This is a genomic window from Paenibacillus algicola (genome assembly GCF_005577435.1).
Lineage (GTDB): Bacteria > Bacillota > Bacilli > Paenibacillales > Paenibacillaceae > Paenibacillus_AQ > Paenibacillus_AQ algicola.
This window is the reverse complement of sequence record NZ_CP040396.1, coordinates 413,786-435,443: the sequence shown is the minus strand read 5'-3', so window position 1 is coordinate 435,443 and position 21,658 is coordinate 413,786. Positions and strand designations below refer to the sequence as shown.

General features: G+C 56.0%; 18 protein-coding genes. 9 read left to right on the top strand and 9 right to left on the bottom strand.

Annotation, left to right across the window (positions count from 1 at the left end; all coding sequences use genetic code 11):
• Positions 1-26: 26 nt before the first annotated feature.
• From E6C60_RS01960 to E6C60_RS01940, 5 genes are all read right to left on the bottom strand, one after another.
• Positions 27-689 carry an NUDIX hydrolase gene (locus tag E6C60_RS01960; protein ID WP_138224220.1) on the bottom strand — a complete coding sequence of 221 codons (663 nt, stop codon included), beginning with the start codon at positions 687-689 and terminating at the stop codon, positions 27-29.
• Positions 646-1,887, bottom strand: coding sequence for a cation:proton antiporter (locus E6C60_RS01955; RefSeq protein ID WP_138224219.1), 1,242 nt, complete (start codon positions 1,885-1,887; stop codon positions 646-648). Before E6C60_RS01955 ends, E6C60_RS01960 begins: the two co-directional genes overlap by 44 nt.
• 220 nt (positions 1,888-2,107) lie before the next feature.
• On the bottom strand, positions 2,108-2,482 hold the full coding sequence (locus E6C60_RS01950) for a hypothetical protein (protein WP_138224218.1): 375 nt from the start codon (positions 2,480-2,482) through the stop codon (positions 2,108-2,110).
• A 195-nt stretch (positions 2,483-2,677) separates the two neighbouring features.
• A complete protein-coding gene (locus E6C60_RS01945; RefSeq protein ID WP_233281102.1) occupies positions 2,678-4,102 on the bottom strand; it encodes an aspartate ammonia-lyase in 1,425 nt (474 codons plus the stop codon).
• A gap of 124 nt (positions 4,103-4,226) precedes the next feature.
• Complete coding sequence (locus E6C60_RS01940) at positions 4,227-5,087, bottom strand: endonuclease/exonuclease/phosphatase family protein (protein WP_325053173.1); 861 nt, start codon at positions 5,085-5,087, stop codon at positions 4,227-4,229.
• Between the two features lie 233 nt (positions 5,088-5,320).
• On the opposite strand from E6C60_RS01940, the gene E6C60_RS01935 reads away from it, so the two are divergent.
• The 4 genes from E6C60_RS01935 to E6C60_RS01920 all read left to right on the top strand — a co-directional run bounded on the left by E6C60_RS01935 (position 5,321) and on the right by E6C60_RS01920 (position 12,014).
• Positions 5,321-6,388: an AraC family transcriptional regulator gene (locus E6C60_RS01935; protein ID WP_233281101.1), complete on the top strand. Its 1,068-nt coding sequence runs from the start codon at positions 5,321-5,323 to the stop codon at positions 6,386-6,388.
• A 156-nt stretch (positions 6,389-6,544) separates the two neighbouring features.
• Positions 6,545-8,407, top strand: a complete 1,863-nt coding sequence (locus tag E6C60_RS01930; protein WP_138224215.1) for a class I mannose-6-phosphate isomerase — start codon at positions 6,545-6,547, stop codon at positions 8,405-8,407.
• On the top strand, positions 8,404-9,447 hold the full coding sequence (locus E6C60_RS01925; RefSeq protein WP_233281100.1) for an ROK family protein: 1,044 nt from the start codon (positions 8,404-8,406) through the stop codon (positions 9,445-9,447). The genes E6C60_RS01930 and E6C60_RS01925 overlap by 4 nt, the downstream gene beginning before the upstream one ends.
• Positions 9,444-12,014, top strand: a complete 2,571-nt coding sequence (locus E6C60_RS01920) for a glycoside hydrolase family 38 N-terminal domain-containing protein (protein WP_233281099.1) — start codon at positions 9,444-9,446, stop codon at positions 12,012-12,014. The genes E6C60_RS01925 and E6C60_RS01920 overlap by 4 nt, the downstream gene beginning before the upstream one ends.
• A 57-nt stretch (positions 12,015-12,071) precedes the next feature.
• On the opposite strand, the gene E6C60_RS21550 is transcribed toward E6C60_RS01920, so the two are convergent.
• The 4 genes from E6C60_RS21550 to E6C60_RS01900 all read right to left on the bottom strand — a co-directional run bounded on the left by E6C60_RS21550 (position 12,072) and on the right by E6C60_RS01900 (position 13,991).
• A complete protein-coding gene (locus E6C60_RS21550; protein WP_138224214.1) occupies positions 12,072-12,197 on the bottom strand; it encodes an IS3 family transposase in 126 nt (41 codons plus the stop codon).
• A gap of 33 nt (positions 12,198-12,230) precedes the next feature.
• Positions 12,231-12,428, bottom strand: a complete 198-nt coding sequence (locus E6C60_RS01910; protein WP_175415146.1) for a hypothetical protein — start codon at positions 12,426-12,428, stop codon at positions 12,231-12,233.
• A gap of 153 nt (positions 12,429-12,581) precedes the next feature.
• Positions 12,582-13,121, bottom strand: a complete 540-nt coding sequence (locus E6C60_RS01905) for a hypothetical protein (protein WP_138224212.1) — start codon at positions 13,119-13,121, stop codon at positions 12,582-12,584.
• 96 nt (positions 13,122-13,217) lie between these two features.
• Positions 13,218-13,991, bottom strand: a complete 774-nt coding sequence (locus E6C60_RS01900; RefSeq protein ID WP_138224211.1) for a sugar phosphate isomerase/epimerase family protein — start codon at positions 13,989-13,991, stop codon at positions 13,218-13,220.
• A 140-nt stretch (positions 13,992-14,131) separates the two neighbouring features.
• Here E6C60_RS01900 and E6C60_RS01895 point away from each other — a divergent pair, with 140 nt between their 5' ends.
• The 5 genes from E6C60_RS01895 to udk all read left to right on the top strand — a co-directional run bounded on the left by E6C60_RS01895 (position 14,132) and on the right by udk (position 21,628).
• Positions 14,132-14,953 (top strand): AraC family transcriptional regulator, encoded by an 822-nt coding sequence (locus E6C60_RS01895; RefSeq protein ID WP_138224210.1) that lies wholly within the window; start codon positions 14,132-14,134, stop codon positions 14,951-14,953.
• Positions 14,954-15,056: 103 nt separating this feature from the next.
• Complete coding sequence (locus tag E6C60_RS01890) at positions 15,057-16,727, top strand: SWIM zinc finger family protein (protein WP_138224209.1); 1,671 nt, start codon at positions 15,057-15,059, stop codon at positions 16,725-16,727.
• Entirely contained in the window at positions 16,724-19,876 is a 3,153-nt protein-coding gene (locus tag E6C60_RS01885) for a DEAD/DEAH box helicase (protein ID WP_138224208.1), read from the top strand. The genes E6C60_RS01890 and E6C60_RS01885 overlap by 4 nt, the downstream gene beginning before the upstream one ends.
• Positions 19,877-19,993: 117 nt before the next feature.
• Positions 19,994-20,848: a glycosyltransferase family protein gene (locus tag E6C60_RS01880; protein ID WP_138224207.1), complete on the top strand. Its 855-nt coding sequence runs from the start codon at positions 19,994-19,996 to the stop codon at positions 20,846-20,848.
• A 147-nt stretch (positions 20,849-20,995) separates the two neighbouring features.
• Entirely contained in the window at positions 20,996-21,628 is a 633-nt protein-coding gene (gene udk, locus E6C60_RS01875) for a uridine kinase (protein ID WP_138224206.1), read from the top strand.
• The last annotated feature ends 30 nt before the right edge of the window (positions 21,629-21,658 follow it).

The following is a 21,658-nucleotide window of genomic DNA, read 5'->3' as shown; positions in this document are numbered from 1 at the left end:
AGCTTTCTGTCGCCACATGCCGCAGATCAGCCTGGATCCTTGGCCAAGCGTTGAAACAGCACCTCGTAGTATTCTGGCGTCTGAGGAGTGATGTCCGCGGCGCTTACTCTGCGGCTGACAGAGCGCAGCTCCCCGGTAGTCTCATCGTAGAGAACGCCCTTCATCACCACACTGTCGCGGCGACCGGAGATGAGCTCCATGAATTCCTGAATCGTGGGGCGGAACAGCCCGGAAATTTCGCTTTTTTGAAAATCATACTCCTCCAGCCGCCGGCCGCATTCGTAGATATAAATATGTGTCATTTCCCGGTCCTTCAGCTTCCCGTCAACGTAATCCTGCCGTACCTGACCGCAGTATTCGAGATCCTGTACTTCCGCAGTCACGCCCAGCTCCTCCGCCAGCTCTCTCACGCCATCCTCGATCTTCTCTCCGGCGAGCAAATGTCCGGCGCAGGAAATGTCCAGATACCCCGGAAAGGTATCCTTATCCTGATGGCGCAGCTGCAGAAGCAGACCGTCTTCCTCATCACCGGACGAACCGTAAACCCAGCAGTGAAAGGTCTGATGCCAGTACCCTTCCCGGTGTACCTTCTCCCGTGTCTCGGTGCCCAGCCAGTTCATGCTGCGATCGTAGATATCCAGCAGCTCATGCTCCGACATCGTCTGCTGCACCGCCTTTCTGTCCGCCAAGTCCCAGCTTCAGCACCAGCGGCTTGATGGATAAGCCCTGCACGAGCAGCGAGAAAAGCACAACACTGAACGTCAGGACGAGCACATCCTCCCGGCCCTCAAAGCTTGAGGGAAGGCTCAATGCGAGCGCAATAGACAGACTGCCCTTCAGGCCGCCCCAGTTGAGGATAATTTTCCATGCGCCGGAGAAATCCTTTAGCCAGGAGAGGCTTACATAAAGCGCAAAGGTACGGGCAGCCACCACGGTAACCACAGCAGCTGCGATGAGGCCCCATTTGTCGGTGAAATCAATGTTTTTGATCTCCAGGCCGACCATGAGAAAAATCAGCGAGTTCGCCACCAGTGTCACCACATCCCAAAACGAGTTAATATTCGTCTCCGTCGTCTGCGACATTCCGATGCGAGAGCCGTAGCTGCCAAAGATCAGACCGCCCACGACCACGGCAATGACGCCGGATACATGAAAATGCTCCGCAATAAAGTAGCTGCCGAAGAACAGCAGCATGGAAAATGCAATCTCGAGCGGGTAGTCATCATACAGACGGATTAGCTGCGAGAAGAGGAAGCCCAGCACCGCACCTACCGCAATCCCGCCCAGACTGAACTTCAGGAACAGCAGCAGGCCGCTGCCAAGCCCGGCCCATCCCATCTCCAGATAGGTCAGAAGATACACGGACGAGATCTGAAACAGCACGACGGCAATGCCGTCATTAAACAGCGACTCGCCTTCGATGATGGTGACGATCTTTTTGGGAACACCCAGTGATTTAAAAATAGAGATGACACTGATCGGGTCGGTAGCGCTCATGAGCGCCCCGAAGGTAAACGCGACCGCGAGCGGAAGGCCCAGCATATAGTGACCGGTCAGTGCCACGATCAGGAAGGATAACAGCGTCCCGCAAAGCGCGAGTGCCAGGACCGGCTTGCTCTGCTCGCGCAAATGCGAGAAGGGCAGCTTCAGCGTAGCATCTCCGAGCAATATCGGCAGAAACAAGGAAATGACAATGGCCTGAAACACGTCCGATTGGGTAATAAACGCCTCCGCTTCCTCCAGGAAAGGAACATTCGTGACGCCCAGCAGCAAGCCGACGATGACGAGAGCGATAGAGTAGGTCAAGTTGATTTTTTTGGCAATCGCAATGACTCCGACCGAGACCGCCAGCAGCACGAGCAGCTGGATAAAAATATCATGAAACATGCCGTGACCTCCTGTTGCTTGATATGTATATATAAACATTGTACCACCTTCTTGCAGCCCCTGTTGAGGAAACCGGTGCAGAGTTTATACATGAAAACGGTGAACACCCAGAACGGGTATTTGCACAACTCGCGAAGGCCAACGTATTCTCTAAATTACTCACTGCTCCTTCTCATGGCCCGATCTGGGCTGGCGTTAATATCGCGAAGGTAGATGGGTTTTAATTTACTATATTGTCGAAAAAAAGCTTAACCTCCTCGATATCATGGGTTGTTAACTTAATGTCTTTGTTATTAGTAACTAAAATAGTTGGAAAATTGTCAATATCTAGTGATTTTATTTTTGACTGATTATCCTTCCTGTCTACATCGTATACTTGGATACCATTAATGATTTTAAGTAATTCATCACTAGAATTCATATAACTGAGTAACTCTTCATCTAATTGAGTTTTATACTCATAGAATAAGTGGATCATATAAGTATCATCTGACTTAGAATAAAGGGATTCAATCTTTTCATCTTTACTCGAGCCCGTGCACCCTGCCGTTAACAAAAAAAACAAAAGAATGAGCAGGAATTTAGTTTTTTTCATATTTGCACCTCGCTTTTTTATGATGTACACAACATTATCATATGCAAAAAAACCAGTAAATGTAAAATTCTGGTGACTTACTCAAAAGATGTTTTCCTCCATGGTGGACCTCACCACCAAATTATTGCCCATGCCAGGCGCACATAAAAGATCCAGGCCCCCGGCTAGCGCCGAAAAGCCTGGATCTTTCGCTGTCTATTGGTTCAGCAAAAATTGCTCACCTGCAATGCCTGGAGAGGTCATATGATACGGATCCAGAATGACGGCAATCTGCTCCTCGGTAAGCAGCCCCTTCTCCAGAATGATTTCCTCCACGCTCTGCCCGGTCTGCTGTGCCTCCTTCACGAGCCGGGATGCCACATCGTACCCCAGATGCGGATTCAACGCCGTAATAATACCGTAGCTCGTATCGACATAATGGCGGCAGCGCTCGATATTAGCTTCCAGCTCCTGGATCAGGTTCTGATGGAAGACCTCCATGCCGTTCTTCATTATTTTGATGGAATGCATCAGATTGTTTGCCGCCACCGGCACCATCACGTTCAGCTCGAACTGTCCCGCCTCGCAGGCCAGACAGATGGTGTGGTCATTGCCCATAACCTGGAACGCAATCTGGTTCATAACCTCCGCCATGACCGGGTTCACCTTGCCCGGCATGATTGACGACCCCGGCTGGCGGGCGGGCAGAAGCAGCTCGTTGAAGCCGGCTTTCGGACCGGAGGCCATCATCCGGATGTCATTGCACATTTTGGAGATATTTACGGCGCACACCTTCAAGGCTGCGGAAAGCTCCAGATAGGCATCCGTATTCTGCGTCGCATCTACCAGGTCATCCGCCAGCGCCAGCGGAATTCCGGTCTGCTCCTGCAGCCGGGAAACGACGCTGTCCATATACTCTACCGGTGCATTCAGCCCGGTACCGACCGCCGTTGCGCCCATATTAATCTTCAGCAGCCCCTCTGTGGCCCGCTCGATCCGCACAATGTCACGGTTCAGCACTCTAGCATAGGCACCGAATTCCTGTCCCAGGCGAATCGGAACCGCGTCCTGCAGATGGGTGCGCCCCATCTTGATCACATGATCGAACTGCTTTGCCTTCTCCTCAATGCCCTCCACCAGGCTGCGGAATGACGCCAGCAGCTCATGCGCCAGCCGGTAAGCCGCAATCCGGATGGCCGTCGGGATCGCATCATTGGTGGATTGGGACATATTGACATGGTTGTTCGGACTGCAGTGAAAATAATCTCCTTTGCTCTTGCCCAGATGCTCCAGCGCCCGATTCGCCAGAACCTCATTCATATTCATATTTATGGAGGTGCCTGCACCCCCCTGTATAGAATCGACGATAAATTCCGAACGGTATTGACCGGCCATGATCTCGTCAGCAGCCGTGATGACCGCTTCTCCGATCTTCTTCGGCAGCAGCCCCAGCTGCATATTTGAAAGTGCTGCAGCCTTCTTCACTTCTGCCAGAGCGGAGATCAGCTCCGCATGGACGGGCACCCCGCTAATCGGGAAATTCTCTACCGCGCGAACGGTATTGATCCCGTAGTACGCCTCGGACGGAAGCTTCTTCTCCCCCAGAAAATCCTTCTCTAACCGGTAATTTACGTCTGTCATTGACATCACCATAACCTTTTTTATTTCATTTCCGGACCAAAAGCTGACACGGCCGGTTACATATACATTCGATCCCTACAGACAGATTCCTTTATTGCTCCCGCCGCAATTTCAAGTCCAGCTATTACTGTTCTTCTATACTATGCGCAAGAGATCCATCTTGCCGGTCTGCAACCTCAGCCAGCACGCCAAAATGATCCGACACCACCGTTCCCCGCTCCCCGTTCATCACCACGTAATGGCTCTTTACCTCTACCGGCAGATGGGAAATGATGTAGTCGATGCGGAGTGGAGACTTGTTGTTCTCCCAGCCGGCAATGCTCTTGAGCACGGTAAATCCCTCGTCCCGCTCCCTGGCCAAGGTGTACAGGTCATGCCAGCCATGCTGCAAAATATAGTCATAGCCTTCTTGACGTATCTGCGCGACATTATTGAAGTCCCCCATCACATACAGCGGTCCATCCCGGTACGGCTTTAATCGCTCTTCTGTCTGATCCCATTGTCCGCGAAACGGCTCCTCATCCTCCCACCAGCCATAGTGTCCGTTCACGAACCAGGTGTCCTCCCCTTGTGGACAGGTTCTTACGCCAAGGATTTTGCGGGTACGGTAGCTCTCGTAATCACGGAGCTGAGATACATGATGAGACCAGGCTTCCTTAATGGGACTCCTGGACAGTACGGCCAATCCCTCATCATATACAGCAAAGCCGACGTGCACCGGCACCCAGGTCCAGTAATAAGAGAGGCCCAGACCCTGCAGCTCCTGCTGCAGCACATAGGCATAATTATCCTCCGTGATCGGTACCCCTTCTTCGACTGGAGCATAAAGCTCCAGCTCGCAAGTCTCTACCAAAGGCGCGTTCATACCCTGGTTGACCTCCTGCAGCGCCACAAGCTCTACCGACTGCTCCTTGATAAAATGGGCCAGCTGCCTGATCTTGTCCCGCTGTGCCTCCTCCTGCCATGCATGAGTATTCAGTGTCATTAGCTTCAAAATATCACCTGCTGTCGTTTAGATTGAAATGTTTTATTTATGCCCTTACGAGACAGAGTTCAGACTATAGAAGGATCTGCTGTCCCTCCTGAAGGCTTCCCTGCACAGGCCGCCCTTTCCTGCTGAAACAGGATCGTTTACACTTTGGATACGAGAGCATGACCCGTTAAGAATCCGAAGCCGCCTGCGCCCAGGCGAGTGATCCCTAAAGGAGAGGTTCGCCCGTGACAAGCCCCCCCATTGCCCTCATTCAAGGGTTCAAAAAAGCAAACGCCCTGCTGAACGTGACCCTGCAGCAGATCATCCATCCCGAAGCTGCGCTTCATGTGCATTACTGGGGATTTATGCCGCAGCATTTCGATAATACGGAGCATAAGCACTCCTTCTTCGAAGCGTGCTATGTGCTGGACGGCACCGGCTCCTATATTGAAGGAGATACCGAGCATCCGCTGGAGGCCGGAGCCCTGTTTCTCTCCCGCCCCGGCATCCCGCACCAGATCCGCAGCCGGGACGGTCTTGCCTTGTGCTATGTCGCCTTCGAGCTGCTCTCTCCCCCGAGAGAGCGTTCTGGAGCGACAGCTGTGAAGGGCCCGGCAGACGTCGCCTCAGGGTCCGGCGGCTCAGACGCCTTTCGCGGTGCCCTCAGCAGGCTCGCAGCGGAAGGCATCTGCGTGCTTCCCGGCGGAAGCCTGGCCGCCCAGCCGGCGGTCATGCTATGGCATTCCTTGCTGTCCTGGTTTCAGCCGGGACGTTCCGAGGCGGGGGTGCCGCCCCTGCTGCTGAAGAGCACGGCTCTCTCGCTCCTCCTCGCCCTGATTCAGGGGCATAGTCCGCCCAAGCCGCAGCAGGCTTCACCACCCGGCCCCGCCGAGGAAGGCGGAATGCTGATGCGCCAAGCCGAGCTGTTCATTAAGGATAATCTGGGCGAGGCGCTGTCTCTGGAACGGGTCGCCGGCTATTTACATATTACCCCGCGGCATTTGACCCGCAGCTTCCGGAAATTCAGGCAGCAATCCTTCGTCCATTATGTACAGGAGCAGCGGGTACAACGAGCCAAGCAGCTTCTCCTCCACACCGAGCTTCAGATCAAGGAGATTTCTGCGCTGTGCGGGTTTGAGTCTGTACATTATTTTACCCGGATCTTTACGATTAAGCTCGGTGTCAGCCCCGCCCGCTTTCGGCGCTCCCAATTCACGGAAGGGCGCTTCGATTCCCGGGACCGGGCGAGCGCGCCCTTCTCTCCTAAGGCGGAGGACAGTAATCTCCCTTCTTCCGGCAACGACAGTCCGTAGCCTCTCTCCCCTTCTCCAGAGAAAGGCTGCGGATTCCGACTCTGCACTCTCCATGTCCTGATATTACAAAAACAGATCCTCTTTTTGCAAAGACGCTCTGCTGCTCTCCTTCTACAATGAACCTATACGCGATTGTTGCAGAAGGAGGGAGTTATTGTGGAGCAGCATTCCCACACATCATTTAACCGTTACCCCATTAACCGGCTAAAATCAACGGAGTTCGTTAATGAGCTGCAAAGCGGCATCGACGCTTTCACAGCGCATATTCTAACGGGCGCGGATCATCCGGAGCCTGCCGGCCCTCTTCGGGTCTGCCTCGACGGAACCCATGGCGCCCATTTCAAGAGCCTGACCTCTGCGCTGGAGCAGGTCTGTATAGAGCAAAAAAAATCACTGCACATCCTTCACACCGCTGCCTATCTCAAGCCGGAGGCTCAGCTACGGGAGGAGATGGCCCGTTATCTGACAGATAACCGGGCTTTCGGCTATACCGCGCAGGAGGTGCGGCCGATGAATTATTTTCGGGAAGACGCCTTGGCTCAGGTCCAGCAGGATTTGAACGCCCCCGGCATTGACATTTGTGTGCTGGCAGGGCCTGGTGCCGCTCTGCTGACCCCGGGTTGGCCGCAGCTGTCTTACTATATTGACCTTTCCCGGGAAAACCAGCAGCTGCTGCATGCACAGGGTATGGGCAGCTTCGGCCTGGGGAATACCGCAGACAAGGTTGAAACCTATAAGGACTGTTATTTCCTGCAATGGCCGGTCTGGGAGCCGTACCGCCGGGACTGGCTGCATCATTTCGGGCAGCTCTCTGCAGCAGGCCATCAAGCCTGCTATATGGATCTGAACCGGGATGAGCAGCCGGTATTTCTGCCGGTTACTGCTCTGCATCGTATGCTTGATCAGCTGGCGGGCCAGCCGTTCCGGGTAAAGCCGTTTTTTGCACCGGGCATTTGGGGCGGGCAGTATCTGAAGGAGCTGTGTGACCTGCCCAAAGAGTGGGACAACTGCGCCTGGGGCTTTGAGCCGATTGCGCCGGAGAACACGCTGCTGATCGGGGTGGAGGAACAGGTTCTGGAGCTTCCCTTCCCTCTCCTGATGGAAGCCGCGCCGAGCTCCATTATGGGAACGCGGAATGCGGAGCTGTTCGGGGAGTATTTTCCAATTCGGTTCGACTTTCTGGATACGATGGACGGCGGGCGCTTGAGCGTGCAGGTGCATCCGCAGCAGGAGTATATTGAACAGGTTTTTAATGAGCATATGACACAGCAGGAATCCTATTACGTGATGGAGCACAAGCCCGGCTCGACGGTGTATCTGGGATTGACCACGGGAACGACCAAGGACATTCTGCTGGACGCCGTGGAGGAAGCTCATGCCACCAGCGTTCCGCTCGATGTTCCCCGATATGTAAATGAATATACAGCGGAAAAAGGGGCGCTCTACCTTATTCCGCCCGGCACCGTGCACTGCTCCGGACAGAACAATCTCGTGCTTGAGATCTCCTCGACCCCGTGGTGGTTTACGTTCAAAATTTACGATTATTTGCGCCGGGATGCCGATGGCAAGCCGCGCCCGATGAATCCGGGGCATGCCCGCCAGAACATCAAGGACGACATGGACACCCAAGCCGCCGAGAATGGCCTGATCCCAAAGCCTGTCGCCGTTCGGCGCCAGGGCGACAATCTGGAGGAGCTGCTGGGCCAGCGGGAGGATCTGCTGTTTCAGGTGAAACGGCTGAAGCTGACAGATGTCTGGACCGATGACACCAAGGGTGAGTTTGTCATGTTTAATCTGGTGGAGGGCCAGCGGGTCCGCCTGATCCCGTTAGACAATACATCCGCGGCGGTGGAGTGGGGCTATGCCGAGGCGTACATTGTTCCCGCAAGTCTCGGGCCTTATCGGCTGGAGAATGCATCAGAGGGCCCTTGCACGCTGATTGCCGCCCGGGTCAGCCCGGAGTGGAATCACCCCCTGCTGCCATTCACCCGCGCGCTGAGCGGAGCGCAGTTCCAGTGACGTCTGTCGTGACGGGAACAAGTGTCAAGGACGCGGCGGTGCGGCCCAAGCTTACACTAGTCCTGGATGCCGGAGGCACCATGCTCAAGGGCGCCGTGCTGCGTAATGGCAAGCGGGTGCCCGGCATTCAATTGAAGCAGCCTTCCCGCGCCCAGGACGATGCAGCACACATCGTCGCCGGATTCGCCCATGCCTGTATAGACCTGCTGGAGCAGTACCTCTCTCAGGAGCAAGGGCTGGAGGGAAGGCTGAATGCAGGGCGACTGGAGGGGCTGCAGAACGAACGGCTGAAGGTGGCCCATCCGATAGGGATCGGCTTTGCTTTTCCGGGACCTTTTGATTACAAGGAGGGCATTGCCCTTCTGCAGGGGGTCGGCAAATACGATGCCTTGTATGGTCAGTCCGTTCGCAGCCTGCTGAAGCAGCAGCTTCTCTCGCTGAAAACAGCTTTTCCGGCGCCGGCCTTGAACGCGCTGGCTGAGGCTGACATCCGTTTCGGCAATGATGCGCTTATGTTCGGGGCAGGGGCAGCCCTGCGGTACCCTTGTGAGCGGCTCATCTGCCTGACGCTCGGGACCGGACTCGGCTCCGCGTTTATCGACCGGGGCCGCGTCGTCGCCGGCGTTCAGGGAGTGCCTGCGAGCGGAATGCTGTATGCACAGACCTTTGAGGGAGCGCCCGTGGACGACCAGTTCGGGCGGCGCGGCCTGCTGCAGTTAGCCGCCTCTCAAGGCTTGCTGCAGCCTGATATGGATGTAGCGGAGCTGGCGGCGGCAGCGGCGGCAGGTGATGAGCCTTGCCTGGCGCTGTTTCACTCCTACGGCGAACGGCTCGGAAGCATGCTGCTGCCTTATGTGATGGATTTCCGTCCAGACCGAATTCTCCTGGGCGGACAGATCTCCAACAGCTGGGAACTGTGGAGAGCTGCTCTGCAGCGCATCCTTGCGCCCAGCGGCGTCAGCCTGGTTCAGCTGCCGGATACGATGTCCTGTGTGTACCAGGGCATCCATCGGCTTTTTGAAGAAGATGAGCAGGATTGAAAACCACTTTACAGCCAAGCCCGAAGCGGCTGGTGATCCGAGCCGAGCCGAATTTATTTGAAACTGGAGGTCATTTTACGATGAGCGCTATTCCGAAAAACAATCATAAGCCTTCCCGTCCCTGGACAATCTACGCCATTCACCACTCTCATACAGACATTGGCTATACCGAGCGTCAGGAGCGGATTGAGCAGTACCATGTGGATTTCATCCGTCAAGCCGTAAAAATATCCGAAGCCGCGCACCGTGGAGAGCGACCGGATTGGAAGCCGTTCCGGTGGACCTGCGAGACTTTTTGGGCGGTGGAAAAATTTCTGGAGTCTGCTTCTGCAGAGGAGCAGGAAGCCTTCCAGCAGGCTGTCCTTCGGGGAGATATTGAGCTGTCCGGTACGTATCTCAATATGACAGAGCTGCCGGATTACGATCTGCTGCTTCGCAACCACAGCAAGGCGCAGCAATATGCAGCCACCTTTGGCCACCACATCGACAGCGCCATGACCGCCGACATTAACGGCTACAGCTGGGGGTATGCCTCGAGCCTGCTTGAGAACAATATTCAGCACCTGTTCTCCTGCATTCACACGCACCATGGCATGTATCCGCTGGGACGCAAGCAGACGCCATTCTGGTGGGAAACGCCAGACGGTGAGAAGCTGCTCGTATGGAACGGCGAGCATTATATGTTCGGCAACGAGCTCGGGTTCTGCCCGGATGCGCTCGGCAAGTACATGGCCCGGGATGAAATCCAGCATAACCTGATGGAGCCGGAAGAGCTTCACAATGAAATTGCCGAGATCCGGATTAACCGCTATTTGTGGAATCTGGAGCAAGAGGAGTATCCGTACGGCTTCGTGCCCATTATGGTATCGGGTCTGGGAACGGATAACGCCTCTCCGAACAGTGATATTGCAACCTGGATTGCGGACTGGAACGCCCGGTACGGCGAGCAGATTACGATTCAGCAGACTACGCTGACTGAATTTTTCTCGGTGCTGAAGCAGCAGGATCTTTCCGGCATTCCGGTGCACCGCGGCGACTGGCCGGACTGGTGGACCGACGGTGTAGCGTCGACCGCGATGCATACTCAGATTTACCGGGATGCCCAGCGCACGCTGCGCAAGGTCAAGTCTCTGGATCCGCAGTATCAGGCGGTTTCGGCAGCGCGTGTAGAGGAGGCGGCCCAGGCACTGACGATGTATGCAGAGCACACCTGGGGCTACCATTCCTCCGTGTGGGAGCCATGGCATCCACAGGTGCAAATGCTGGAGGTCCGCAAGCAGGCATATGCCGCTCAAGCAAGCGTGCTGGCGCACCGGGCACTGGATGAGACGCTGGCGGCTCGGGGCAGTGCCCTGCTGGCTCCGCACCGGGCGCTTCGCTACGAGGTGATTAACACCGAGCCCCGTGAAGCCACGCTGCAGGTGACGCTGCCGCTGGACTCTTGGGAGATGGTCATTCTCGACAAGCAGTACGAGCTGATTGATGAAGCTGACGGCTCGAACCTGGCATGCCAGCCGACCCGCTCGCTGCAGCTGGTGACGGAGCTGACACTGGCACCGGGAGAATCCCGGAAGCTGCTGCTGCGCCAGGTTGATCCCAGCGAGGCCTCCCCGTCCCAGCGCATCATGACTGCCCGGAACATAGCTTCTGTCGCGGCGGATGGTGTGGACGATGTCCGCAAAGCGACTGCGCCGGAGGGCCGCATCGTATTCAGCAGCCAGGCGGTGGAATCGGACAGCCTGCGCATAGAGTGGCAGGAGGGCGTCGGCATTACCGCATGGTATGACAAGCAGCGTGATGCAGACCTGCTGGACCCGGAGCGCAAGCATGCTCCGTTCACACCGGTGTATGAGGTCACGCCGGCAGCCGATCTCAGTGATGCGCAGCAGGTTGTGGGCGCCCGCTCCCGCATGGGGCGCAACCGCAAAGGACCGAATGTCCAGCGGGACGCCGGTCGTCTGTCCCAGGTGAAGCTGCTGGATAACGGACCGCTGTTCGCGCTTGTAGAGTTTGTGTTTGAGGTTAAGGGCATGTCCTACTACACCCTGCACGTCAAAATGTATACGCAGCAGCCTCGCGTTGAGGTCGGAGTGCGCTTCCATAAGGACAGCGTATGGCTGGCGGAGAATGTTTATGTGGCGCTGCCGTTTACGCTGGGTGCGGACGCAGAGCTATATGCAGATAAAGCGGGCAGCCCGGTTCGCCCATGGGTCGATCAGCTTCCTTACAGCCTGCTGGATTATACCAGCGTGCAGGAGGGTCTTTTCTGGCAGGACGCCGGGCAAGGCGACGTGCTGGCGCTGTCCATGCCGGATACGCCGCTCGTGCAGCTCGGCTCCCTGGATCCGCAGCCTCGCCTGCTGCACGGTATGCAGGCCGAGGGCAGCCGTCCATCCACGTATGCGTGGATCCTGACGAACTACTGGGAGACCAATTTCAAAGCGACGCTCGGCGGTTTTTACGAGTTCCGCTATGCCGTGGAAGCACTCCGCGGCATAGCCAAGCCGGAGCAAGCCGTGCAGGCGCTGCACGCCTCCACGGGCGGCTTCACCGTGCACCGCATTTAAGAAATCATCCCCGCTGTGTTTGGTCAAGACCGCATTTAGCAGACATGGAAAAAAGCCCTAGGCTGCAAGCTGACGCCGGTACTCAACCGGCGTCAGCTTATTTAGTTTTCTCTTTGCTCTTCCCTTGTTGTGAATGTGAATGTATTCCTCCATTCGCCTTTGTGCCTCTTCAATGCTACTCATGTGATAAGCAATAATTTCACCGCTGGGGAAGCTTTATTTAGTGAATACATAAGCTTTAAGCTCCTGAAATTCGTCCTTTTTCCCCTTTAGCCATTCCACTTCATCATGACTTGCCATTTGATATACATGATCCTCGTCGAGAATGATTTGAACTGCTGGTATTAACTCCTTATTCCCCTCATCCATTTCATCTAAAATAAAAGAAATAGCCGGAACACCAAGATCCACCAATGCTTTAATTTTTCTTCGTCACTCAGCTTGTTGGAGCTAACAGTTTCATGAACTTTGCCTGGCGTTAAAGATAGCTGCTTTTTCCATTGGAGAGAAAACTCATTTCCTGTCTCCCAAGCTCCTCTTCTCTTAAGATCGACTTTAGAGATTTTTTCAGCAGCCATAGGTGTGCACGAGTGCGGCGGCACGGCGCAGGGGTACCGGGCGGAGGGCCGCGGGCGCTTCAGCGGGGTAACGAACGCGCTTTTTCGCGTTCGTTGGGGCCGCGGGCGCTTCGGCGGCGGAACGAACGCGCTTTTTCGCGTTCGTTGAGGCCGCGGGCGCCTTGGCGGCGGAACGAACGCGCTTTTTCGCGTTCGTTGGGGCCGCGAGCGCTTCCGCGGGGTAACGAACGCGCTTTTTCGCGTTCGTTGAGGCCGCGGGCGCCTTGGCGGCGGAACGAACGCGCTTTTTCGCGTTCGTTGGGGCCGCAGGCGCTTCGGCGGGGTAACGAACGCGCTTTTTCGCGTTCGTTGAGGCCGCGGGCGCATCGGCGGCGGAACGAACGCGCTTTTTCGCGTTCGTTGGGGCCGCGGGCGCTTCGGCGGCGGAGCGAACGCGCTTTTTCGCGTTCGTTGGGGCCGCGCGCGCCTCGGCGGCGGAGCGAACGCGATTTTTCGCGTTCGTCCCGCCCGCCAGCGCACCCGCACCCACGCTCCCCCTCCCCCACACCAAAAATCCCGCCGGCGCACCGCAGAATCAACTCTGCACATGCGCCAGCGGGATCGCCGGCTTGACTTGCATTCACTTTTACAACTGGTTCAGATAGTTGTTCTTCACCCAGTTCATGCTGTTCTCGATGCTCTGCAGCGGCGGGTTCTGGCAGACGTCCTGCTCCACGATCAGCCACTGGGTTCCTGCGTCCGAGGCTGCCTGGATGACCGCCGGCAGATCCACAACGCCCTGGCTCAGCTCCAGGGTCTTGATATTGCCCTCAGCATCCTTGTCAAAATCCTTCAAGTGCAGCAGCGGCAGGCGTCCGGCATACTTGTTGATGTAAGCAATCGGGTCATGACCGGCAAACTGGACCCAGCATACGTCCATCTCTACCTGAACATATTCCGGAGAAGTCGCCGCGTACATCGCATCAAATACGGTTTCGCTGCCGACCTGATCCGTAAATTCAAATGCGTGGTTGTGATACCCAAACACCATTCCCTGCTTCGCAGCTTCCGCTCCCGCTTCCTCCAGGAACGAGAACAGCGCTTTCCAATCTTCCTCGGTTTCCCGGTCTTCCGGGGCCACGTAAGGACACATCATGTACTTCGCGCCAATGGTTTTCAGGTACTGGATCTCCTTCTGCAGATCCTCCCGGAGCAGATGCAGTCCCACATGTGCGCCGATCGCCTTCAAGCCGTGCTCGTCCAGCAGACTCTTCATTTCCTCTGCCGGGATACCGCCGTAGCCTGCAAATTCCACGCCCTCATAGCCGAGCTCTGCAACCTTGCGAAGGGTGCCCTTGAAGTCAGCCTCCGTTTCGTCACGCAGTGTGTACAATTGCAAACCGATACCCATTTTTCTCATTTGCGAAGACACCTCTATTCAAAAGTTTAAATGATTGCTCTATCTGGTACCATCATAATGTATTTTAAGCTAAAATGAACATAAACTATATTCCATCTACATGAACTATCTGCTTATTTTTACATTGAGGTGTTGATTTCATGCCAGAGGCCAGACTGCTGATCTGCGACTATTCTTACCATAGCGCGACATTTCATACGAGTCACAAAAACGGATTGACCACCTATCTGTTCCGTCTGCAGACCGAAGGGTCATGTACGGTATTTTGCAATGGCCAGGAGCACCATGTTCAGGCAGGAGATCTGCTGCTGCTGGAGCCGGGCGATGTATATGAGCTGCAAATCCGGGAGGATCAGGACGGGCGTTTGGCGAGCGCCGATTATTATATGTTCTGTGACGGAGAATGGATCAAGCAATGGTGGAAAAGGATGAACCGCCAGCGGGTCAGCCGCATTCCGATGGACGACCATATGCTCGGTCTGTGGAGACAGCTGCTGCTGGAGAAGCGCCGGGGACTGGAAGGCGAGAATGGCGAGCTGATCGGGTATTTGCTGCGGGGGCTGTGTCTTTGTCTAGACCGGGCGATGACGGAAAATAAAACCGCTGACCGCTCCGCCTTTACCGCCTTGCGGCTGAAACGGTTTATCGAGGAGCATGCGACCGTCACCTTCAAGCTGGAGGAAGCGGCCTTGCATGTCGGGCTGAGCCTGTCCCGGGCCGTCCAGCTGTTCAAGGCCTGCTATGGCAAAACGATGATTCAATATGCGTTGGAAATTCGCCTGAACGCCGCCGTGGAGCGAATGAAATACAGCTCCATGACGCTGGAGGAAATTGCAGAAACCTGCGGCTTTGCCAGCTATTCGTATTTTCACCGGGTGTTCCGTTCCAAATACGGCATGCCGCCAGTGAAGTACAGAGAGAAGAAGCAGCAGATGACGCTCCCGGCCGAGCCGCTGCCATAACGCGGGAGCCTGTGAGGGAAACCCTCGATCTGCGGTTTCAACGCAACTCGGGATATGTTAGATTAGAGCCAGAAACTTTGCAGCTTTATAGGAGATGAATAGGATGAATCTTGCCCAGCCGCTGGATGACCTGGAATGGCAGGAGCTGATTGAAGATACTGCACAATATTTTAATGAAATTATGCTGAAGCGCGGCTTCCAGTACTATAAGCAGCAGCGCGTACGCGACCTGGAGATTACGGATTCCGGAGACATCAGCGCCGGTGTATCCGGCACCGAGCCGTATTATGTACGCCTGTATCCTGCCGATCTTCAGCGCAGCATATGCAGCTGTCCGGTCGAAACACGCTGCAAGCATCTCGCTGCGGCCTTGCTGGAGGCCGCTTCCCGGCAGGGACGGTCGATCACGGCGCTCGTGAACGCCCACTCCGCCCCGCTGCTGTCACGCCGCAGCAAAGTGACTTCTGCAGCACGCGGCACAGGCACCCCCCAGGACGAGCTTGATCACGGTAAGCCTCAGCTCCAGAAGCTGCTTCAAACCGCTCCGCGGTTAGGGGAGCTTTCCATTGCGGAGTGGCATGAATTTTTCCACCAAGCCTCGCTGCTGCCGGGTGTCGCTGTGACGCATTCGATGTACTCCCGCAGCGCGATGGATGCCATTCAGCAGCTCAAGCCAGCAGGCGCAAAGCTGAGCATGGCGTCCTTTACTACGCTGTATGATTTCAACGCGAGCCTGTTTATTCTGGGTCAGCTGATTGGACAGTCCAAGAACAGCAATGGTGCGACCCTGTTCATGGGCTACCATGTGCAAATGGCAGCAGAGCAGCTGCTGAATAGCATGACGAACCAGCTGGACTCCGGCAAATGGAGCTTTCGCATTCAGGAAATGAAGGAACGCGAGACCTTGCTGCTGCAGGGTACGATTGATTTTTTGCGTGACAAGATGCTCTCCGGTGCACCCAAAAGCCCAACCTACTATCAGGTGTACAGTCTGCTTTGGGCCCGAGGAATTGCACCCTACAGCTTCAATGCCGCCTTTTATGAGCGGGAGCTGCAGCAGCTAAAGACGGCCGCTAACGAGAAGCAGCCCCCGGCTTCGAGCTCTATCAGCCTGATGGCATCTGCCCTGATGCACTTTTATTTGAAGCAGGACGAGGCTTGCTGGGACAAGCTGTACGGCGCCGATGAAGTCATGCACATCCATCCCTATGATCTATTTCAACTTCTGGATGCCGTGGAGCAAAATAAAGACGGGCACCGGCTTGTTCGCTGGCTGGTAGAAACGGGGCCGCTGTTTGCCCATTACAATAATCCATACATGAGCCAGTATATGAGCTTCTGGGAGCAGGCTTTAGAATGGGTTCCTCAAGCAGAGGCCCAGATGTGGGACACACTCACCGCGATGCTTCCGTTCTCCAAAGTCATCTACGACGATGCCCTGTGGAGCCGCGGACAGTGGCGCCGCTGGATCGATCTGCAGCTGAGCACCGAGCGCGAGCCGCTGGATTATCGTGTCAGTGTGCTGGCACCCATTGAAAAAGAAGAGCCGGAGCTGCTCCTCCCCTTCTATCATCAGGCCGTGGAGCGCTATGTGCTGCAGAAGAACCGCAGCAGCTACAAATCAGCTGTCAAGCTGCTGAAACGGCTGGCCAAGCTGTACAAGAAGCTGAAGCAGCCGGAGCGCTGGGAGCTGTTTCTGGATGCATTTATCGAACGTCACAGCAGACTTCGTGCCCTGCATGAAGAAATGCGGAGAGGAAAGCTGTTATCATGATCGGATCTGCCCTGACTATCCATGTACAAATTACGCTAAGCGCCTACGGCGATGCGCTGATCTACGGTTCCCTGGACTCCGGTGCTTACGTGCCCGGCCTCTACCTGAAGCAGCGGCTGTTCGCTTGGCACGAGGAATCTTTTTACGGCACCGCCCTGGAGGTGCAGAAGCTTCAGGAGGTGGAGCTCGTCGTCCTGCCTGCCGAGCAGGTGCTGCCCTACTTTGCGAAGCTGCCCCTGCTCTCTCACATATCATGGAAATGGGGCGAGGAGAGCCTGCCCTTTATTGAGGCAGCCCCCGCTCTGATGGAGCTTGTCCGCAGCCGGAAATTCGTGCCTGAATTTGAAGCCTACCGGGAAGGCCGGCTGCAATGGCTGTGGGAATCCCGGCAGCTGGAGCCGGTCAGCCGTTCGGTGGTGGCCCAATTGCAGGAGGACCCCCTGTTCAGTGCAGGAATCCGGTCTGCCTTCACAGCAGCGGTGTTCCAGCAGAGCTACGGCACGGAGGCGGCGGCAGCTGACCTGCGGCGGGAATATCCGCTCCTGTTCGCTGCGGATCGCTCCGCCGCCGCCGGTATGGACGCCGAGGCCTGGCTGCTGTCCATCGGCTGGAAAGCCGATACCGCGCCGTTTCGTCCCCTGCTGCAGCTGCTGGAGCCGGAGGAGGAAGAGACTCACTGGCGCCTGTCGCTGGTGCTGCAGGACAAGGAGGATCACTCCAGCCTCATGCCGATCACGCTCTCCGGCGATGGAGCGGCCTCCGGCAGCTGGCCCGAGAGCTGGACGCCGTTTGTGACGGAGCGTGCAGCGGGATGGCTGGAACGGCTGCGCGGCGCACTGCCGGACGGAATGCTGTCCGGCGGTGACGATCTGTTCGGCGAGCCGCTTACCGGCGAGGAGGCCTGGCGCTTTCTAAGCGCTGAAAGCCAGCGTTTGCTGCAAACCGGCTGGCAGGTGCTGCTGCCGGCATGGTGGGAGGCGGCCAGCCGCAAGCGGCCGCGGCTGCGCGCGAAATTGCGCTCGGGCGAAGGCCAGGAACGCGGTCAAGGCAGCTCCCTGTTCGGCCTGGATTCGCTCGTCAATTTCGATTGGCGGATTGCAATCGGCAATGCCGATCTGAGCGAAGCCGAGTTTGCACAGCTGGTTGCACAGAACCAGCGGCTCGTGAAATTCCGGGGCCAGTGGATTGCGCTCGACCCGGCGCTTATTGCCCAAATCCGCCAGGCGATGGCAGGTGTGGACCCTTCGGAGGGACTGTCCTTTCAGGATATTTTGCACCTGCATCTTCTGGAGAGCGGACAGGCGGATGAGGATGAGAGCTCTTCCGAGGACAGCGAGGACAAATCGCCGGAGCGCATCCGGCTGGAGGTAGAGCTCAACGAGCATCTGCTGCACCTTATCTCCCAGCTTGGAGGTCAGAGCGAATGGCCGCAAATGCCTGTGCCGGCGGGCCTTAGGGCAGATCTGCGGCATTACCAGCATGAGGGATATTCCTGGCTCGCCTTCCTGCGCCGGTTCGGTCTCGGGGCTTGTCTGGCAGACGATATGGGCCTTGGCAAAACCATTCAATACATTACCTACCTCCTGCACATGAAGGAAGCTGCGATAGAAGAAGCCCGCATGCAGGATGGAAATAGGATGGAAGCTGTTTCAGAAAAAGACCACGACGCAGGCGCCGGCGACCAAAGCCGGCCTGCCCGCACGCCTTCCCTGCTGATCTGCCCCACCTCGGTGCTTGGAAACTGGCAGAAGGAGCTGAGCCGCTTTGGACCATCCATTCGCGTCATGCTCCATTATGGCAGCAAGCGGTACAGCAGCGAGGAATTCCTGGCCGAAGCGATGGAGGCGGACCTTGTCCTGACCTCCTATGCGACCGCAGCGCTGGATCAGGAGCTGCTGCAGGGCATGAAGTGGGATTCCATCTGCCTGGACGAAGCGCAAAATATTAAAAACGCGCAGACGAAACAGTCCACAGCAGTACGCAGCTTTCCGGCAAGGCATCGCATTGCCCTGACCGGAACGCCGATCGAGAACAAGCTGGCGGAGCTGTGGTCCATCTATGATTTTATTAATCCCGGCTATTTGGGCGGATTGAGGGCGTTCACGCAGCGCTTTATTCAGGCTATTGAGAAGGGGCAGAGCGAAGAGAAAACCGCTGATCTGCAAAAGCTCGTCAAGCCATTCATGCTGCGCCGCAAGAAAAAAGACCCCCATATCCAGCTAGACCTGCCGGATAAAAACGAGATGAAAACCTACATTCATCTGACCCAGGAGCAGGGCGTCTTATACGATCAGACGGTCAATCAGCTGCTGGAGCAGATGAACAAGCTGGAAGGCATTGAGCGCAAAGGCGCCATTCTATCCACCTTGACCCGGCTGAAGCAGTTGTGCGATCATCCGCTCCTGATCAGCCGCGAGGCGCTGCCGCTGAAGGAGAAGGAATCCGCCGAAGGGTTGTCCTCTCGTCAGCTGCAGCCGGCAGGTTTGGCAGAGCAAAGCGCTCTGGAGAGTGACCCTGCAGGGGAAGCCGCAACAAGCAGGCAAGGCTCCAAGGCCTCATCCTCCACGCCGCAGCTGGATACGGAGAGCATCATCAGCCGCTCAGCCAAGCTGGAGCGCCTGATCGCGCTCGTCAAAGAGCTGCGGGAAGAGGGCGAGCGCTGTCTCATCTTCACGCAATACATCGGCATGGGCGAGATGCTGCAGCAGGTGCTGCGCCAAGAGCTCGGCGAGCCGGTGCTGTATCTGAATGGCAGCACGACCAAGACCGCCCGGGACAAAATGATCGAGCAGTTCCAGTCGCAGGTCCTGCCGGCAGAGCAGCAGCCGGGCGTGTTTATTCTATCGCTGAAGGCCGGCGGCGTCGGCCTGAATCTGACTGCTGCGAACCATGTATTTCACTACGACCGCTGGTGGAACCCGGCAGTAGAGAATCAGGCGACCGACCGCGCCTACCGAATGGGCCAAACCAAGGATGTACAGGTGCATAAATTTATTGCCCTGGGCACGCTGGAGGAACGGATTGATGAGATGCTGGAGAGCAAGCAGCAGCTGAGCGACAACATTATTACTTCAAGTGAGGGCTGGATTACGGAGCTGTCTACGGAAGAGCTGAAGGATTTGTTTACCTTAAAGCGAGACTGGGCGTAAGCCGGACCAAGCCCGGCAGGAATGCAATCCCTGCCGGGCTTTAGGCATAGAACACCGCGATACGCGGCCTGTGAAATTTATGAAAATTGTGAATTTGAGCCAGGAGGAGATTCATTAATGTCTTTTATGAAGCCCTCGCTGATTCAGGCCTATGGCAGCTACGAGATTCCCGATATGATTCAACGCCTGTTCCAGCTGAGTCATTCACTTGCAGCACAAGGTATCGACATGAGCATGATTGGCTTTCGCATGGAGGATAGCTATTTTGCTTATTCTATTACACCGCCGGACCTTATTCCTTTTGCCAGCACTGGGGGGAATGGCATCCACTTCGGTTTTTTAACCGAATTCGGGAGAATCTCCCGGCTGGAGGAAGCCAGCATTGTCTGTGTCACTCCTACAGACAATCCTCCTATCCGCTTGATGGCACGAAACCTTCAGGAGTTTCTGGATCTGATTGTATCCGTTCATCACGTAGAAACCCTGGAACGCTGGTGGGCGTACAAAGGTCTGAACCAGCCCCCATGGGAGGAAGAAGCCTGGGCTGACGATACTCCGCTGTGGCTTCAAGAACACCATCAGGTCATCCAGGAAGCACTGAAGCAGCATTTTGGAGCAGCCCCCCGGCCAGTCCTCCCCTATTTCCAGGAGATCCTGCTGGAAAGGCAGCAAAATTGCGCGATTGACACTTCCGACGGATTGGGAATCGCAGGCAGCCCTGCTGCCTCTGCTGGACGCTATCCCTTTAGGGACGGGTGTCCGGAGGATGAGGCGGAGCTGCAGCGGATGAGCGCTTTTTTTATGACGTCCTGTCTGGAAGAGAAGCTTGCGATGCTCCGGGATTTAAACTTCAGGTATGTGCATGATGCTATGGGCCCTCCTTCTCCCGTTTTTGAATTAATGCAGCAATTTCTGCTTTCACTTGGCCTGCAGGCGGAGGCTGACCGAATGTTTGTCATTGATCGCTTCTAATGATAGAGCCGTACATCGCTTCAGGCCCGCAGCTCATTCACCATCCCTGAAGGTTCCAGTGCTTCGCAAGGTGAAATACGGCCGCTGCTGTGGTACAATACTGAAATTGCAACGCACGAACACCTTAGGGAGGTTTAGGGAAACACCATGCTCATTATTGGAATCGCCGGCGGCACCGGCTCTGGCAAAACAACGGTGGCCCGCTCGGTTATTGATCGTCTGGGACCCGGTAAAGTGACATTTATATCTCAGGATAATTATTATAAGGACAACCCCCACCTCAGTCTGGAGGAGCGGGAGAGCATCAATTATGATCACCCGTTTGCTTTTGACACCGAGCTGCTGGTAGAGCATCTCCAGCTGCTGAAATCAGGTCAGCGTGCAGAAGCCCCGGTGTATGACTTTACTACCCATGCCCGCTCCAAGCAGGAGACGGTAGAGCTTACACCCGGTCATATCACGATCCTTGAAGGCCTGCATGTGCTGTCAGATGAGAATCTGCGCCCGCTGCTGGACATCAAGGTATTCGTGGATACGGATCCGGATGTACGGATTCTGCGCCGGGTGGTGCGCGATATCGAGGATCGCGGCCGCACCATCCAGTCGATTTATGATCAGTATCTGAGCACGGTCAAGCCCATGCACGAGGCCTTTATCGAGCCCTCGAAGAAGTACGCTGACATTATTATCCCCGAAGGCGGAGAGAATGAGGTCGGCATTCAGCTGCTGTCGATTCTGACCGAGAAATATTTAAGCGGTGAACGCACCTGGGGCAGCTAGAGCAGCCATTTTCGCTCACCCCACACAAGA

Coding starts and splice junctions, on each gene's coding strand:
- udk (WP_138224206.1), top strand. CDS start 20,996: ATGCTCATTATTGGAATCGCCGGCGGCACCGGCTCTGGCAAAACAACG.
- E6C60_RS01955 (WP_138224219.1), bottom strand. CDS start 1,887: ATGTTTCATGATATTTTTATCCAGCTGCTCGTGCTGCTGGCGGTCTCG.
- E6C60_RS01890 (WP_138224209.1), top strand. CDS start 15,057: ATGAATCTTGCCCAGCCGCTGGATGACCTGGAATGGCAGGAGCTGATT.
- E6C60_RS01945 (WP_233281102.1), bottom strand. CDS start 4,102: ATGACAGACGTAAATTACCGGTTAGAGAAGGATTTTCTGGGGGAGAAG.
- E6C60_RS01895 (WP_138224210.1), top strand. CDS start 14,132: ATGCCAGAGGCCAGACTGCTGATCTGCGACTATTCTTACCATAGCGCG.
- E6C60_RS01885 (WP_138224208.1), top strand. CDS start 16,724: ATGATCGGATCTGCCCTGACTATCCATGTACAAATTACGCTAAGCGCC.
- E6C60_RS21550 (WP_138224214.1), bottom strand. CDS start 12,197: ATGAGTAGCATTGAAGAGGCACAAAGGCGAATGGAGGAATACATTCAC.
- E6C60_RS01900 (WP_138224211.1), bottom strand. CDS start 13,991: ATGAGAAAAATGGGTATCGGTTTGCAATTGTACACACTGCGTGACGAA.
- E6C60_RS01950 (WP_138224218.1), bottom strand. CDS start 2,482: ATGAAAAAAACTAAATTCCTGCTCATTCTTTTGTTTTTTTTGTTAACG.
- E6C60_RS01880 (WP_138224207.1), top strand. CDS start 19,994: ATGTCTTTTATGAAGCCCTCGCTGATTCAGGCCTATGGCAGCTACGAG.
- E6C60_RS01940 (WP_325053173.1), bottom strand. CDS start 5,087: ATGACACTGAATACTCATGCATGGCAGGAGGAGGCACAGCGGGACAAG.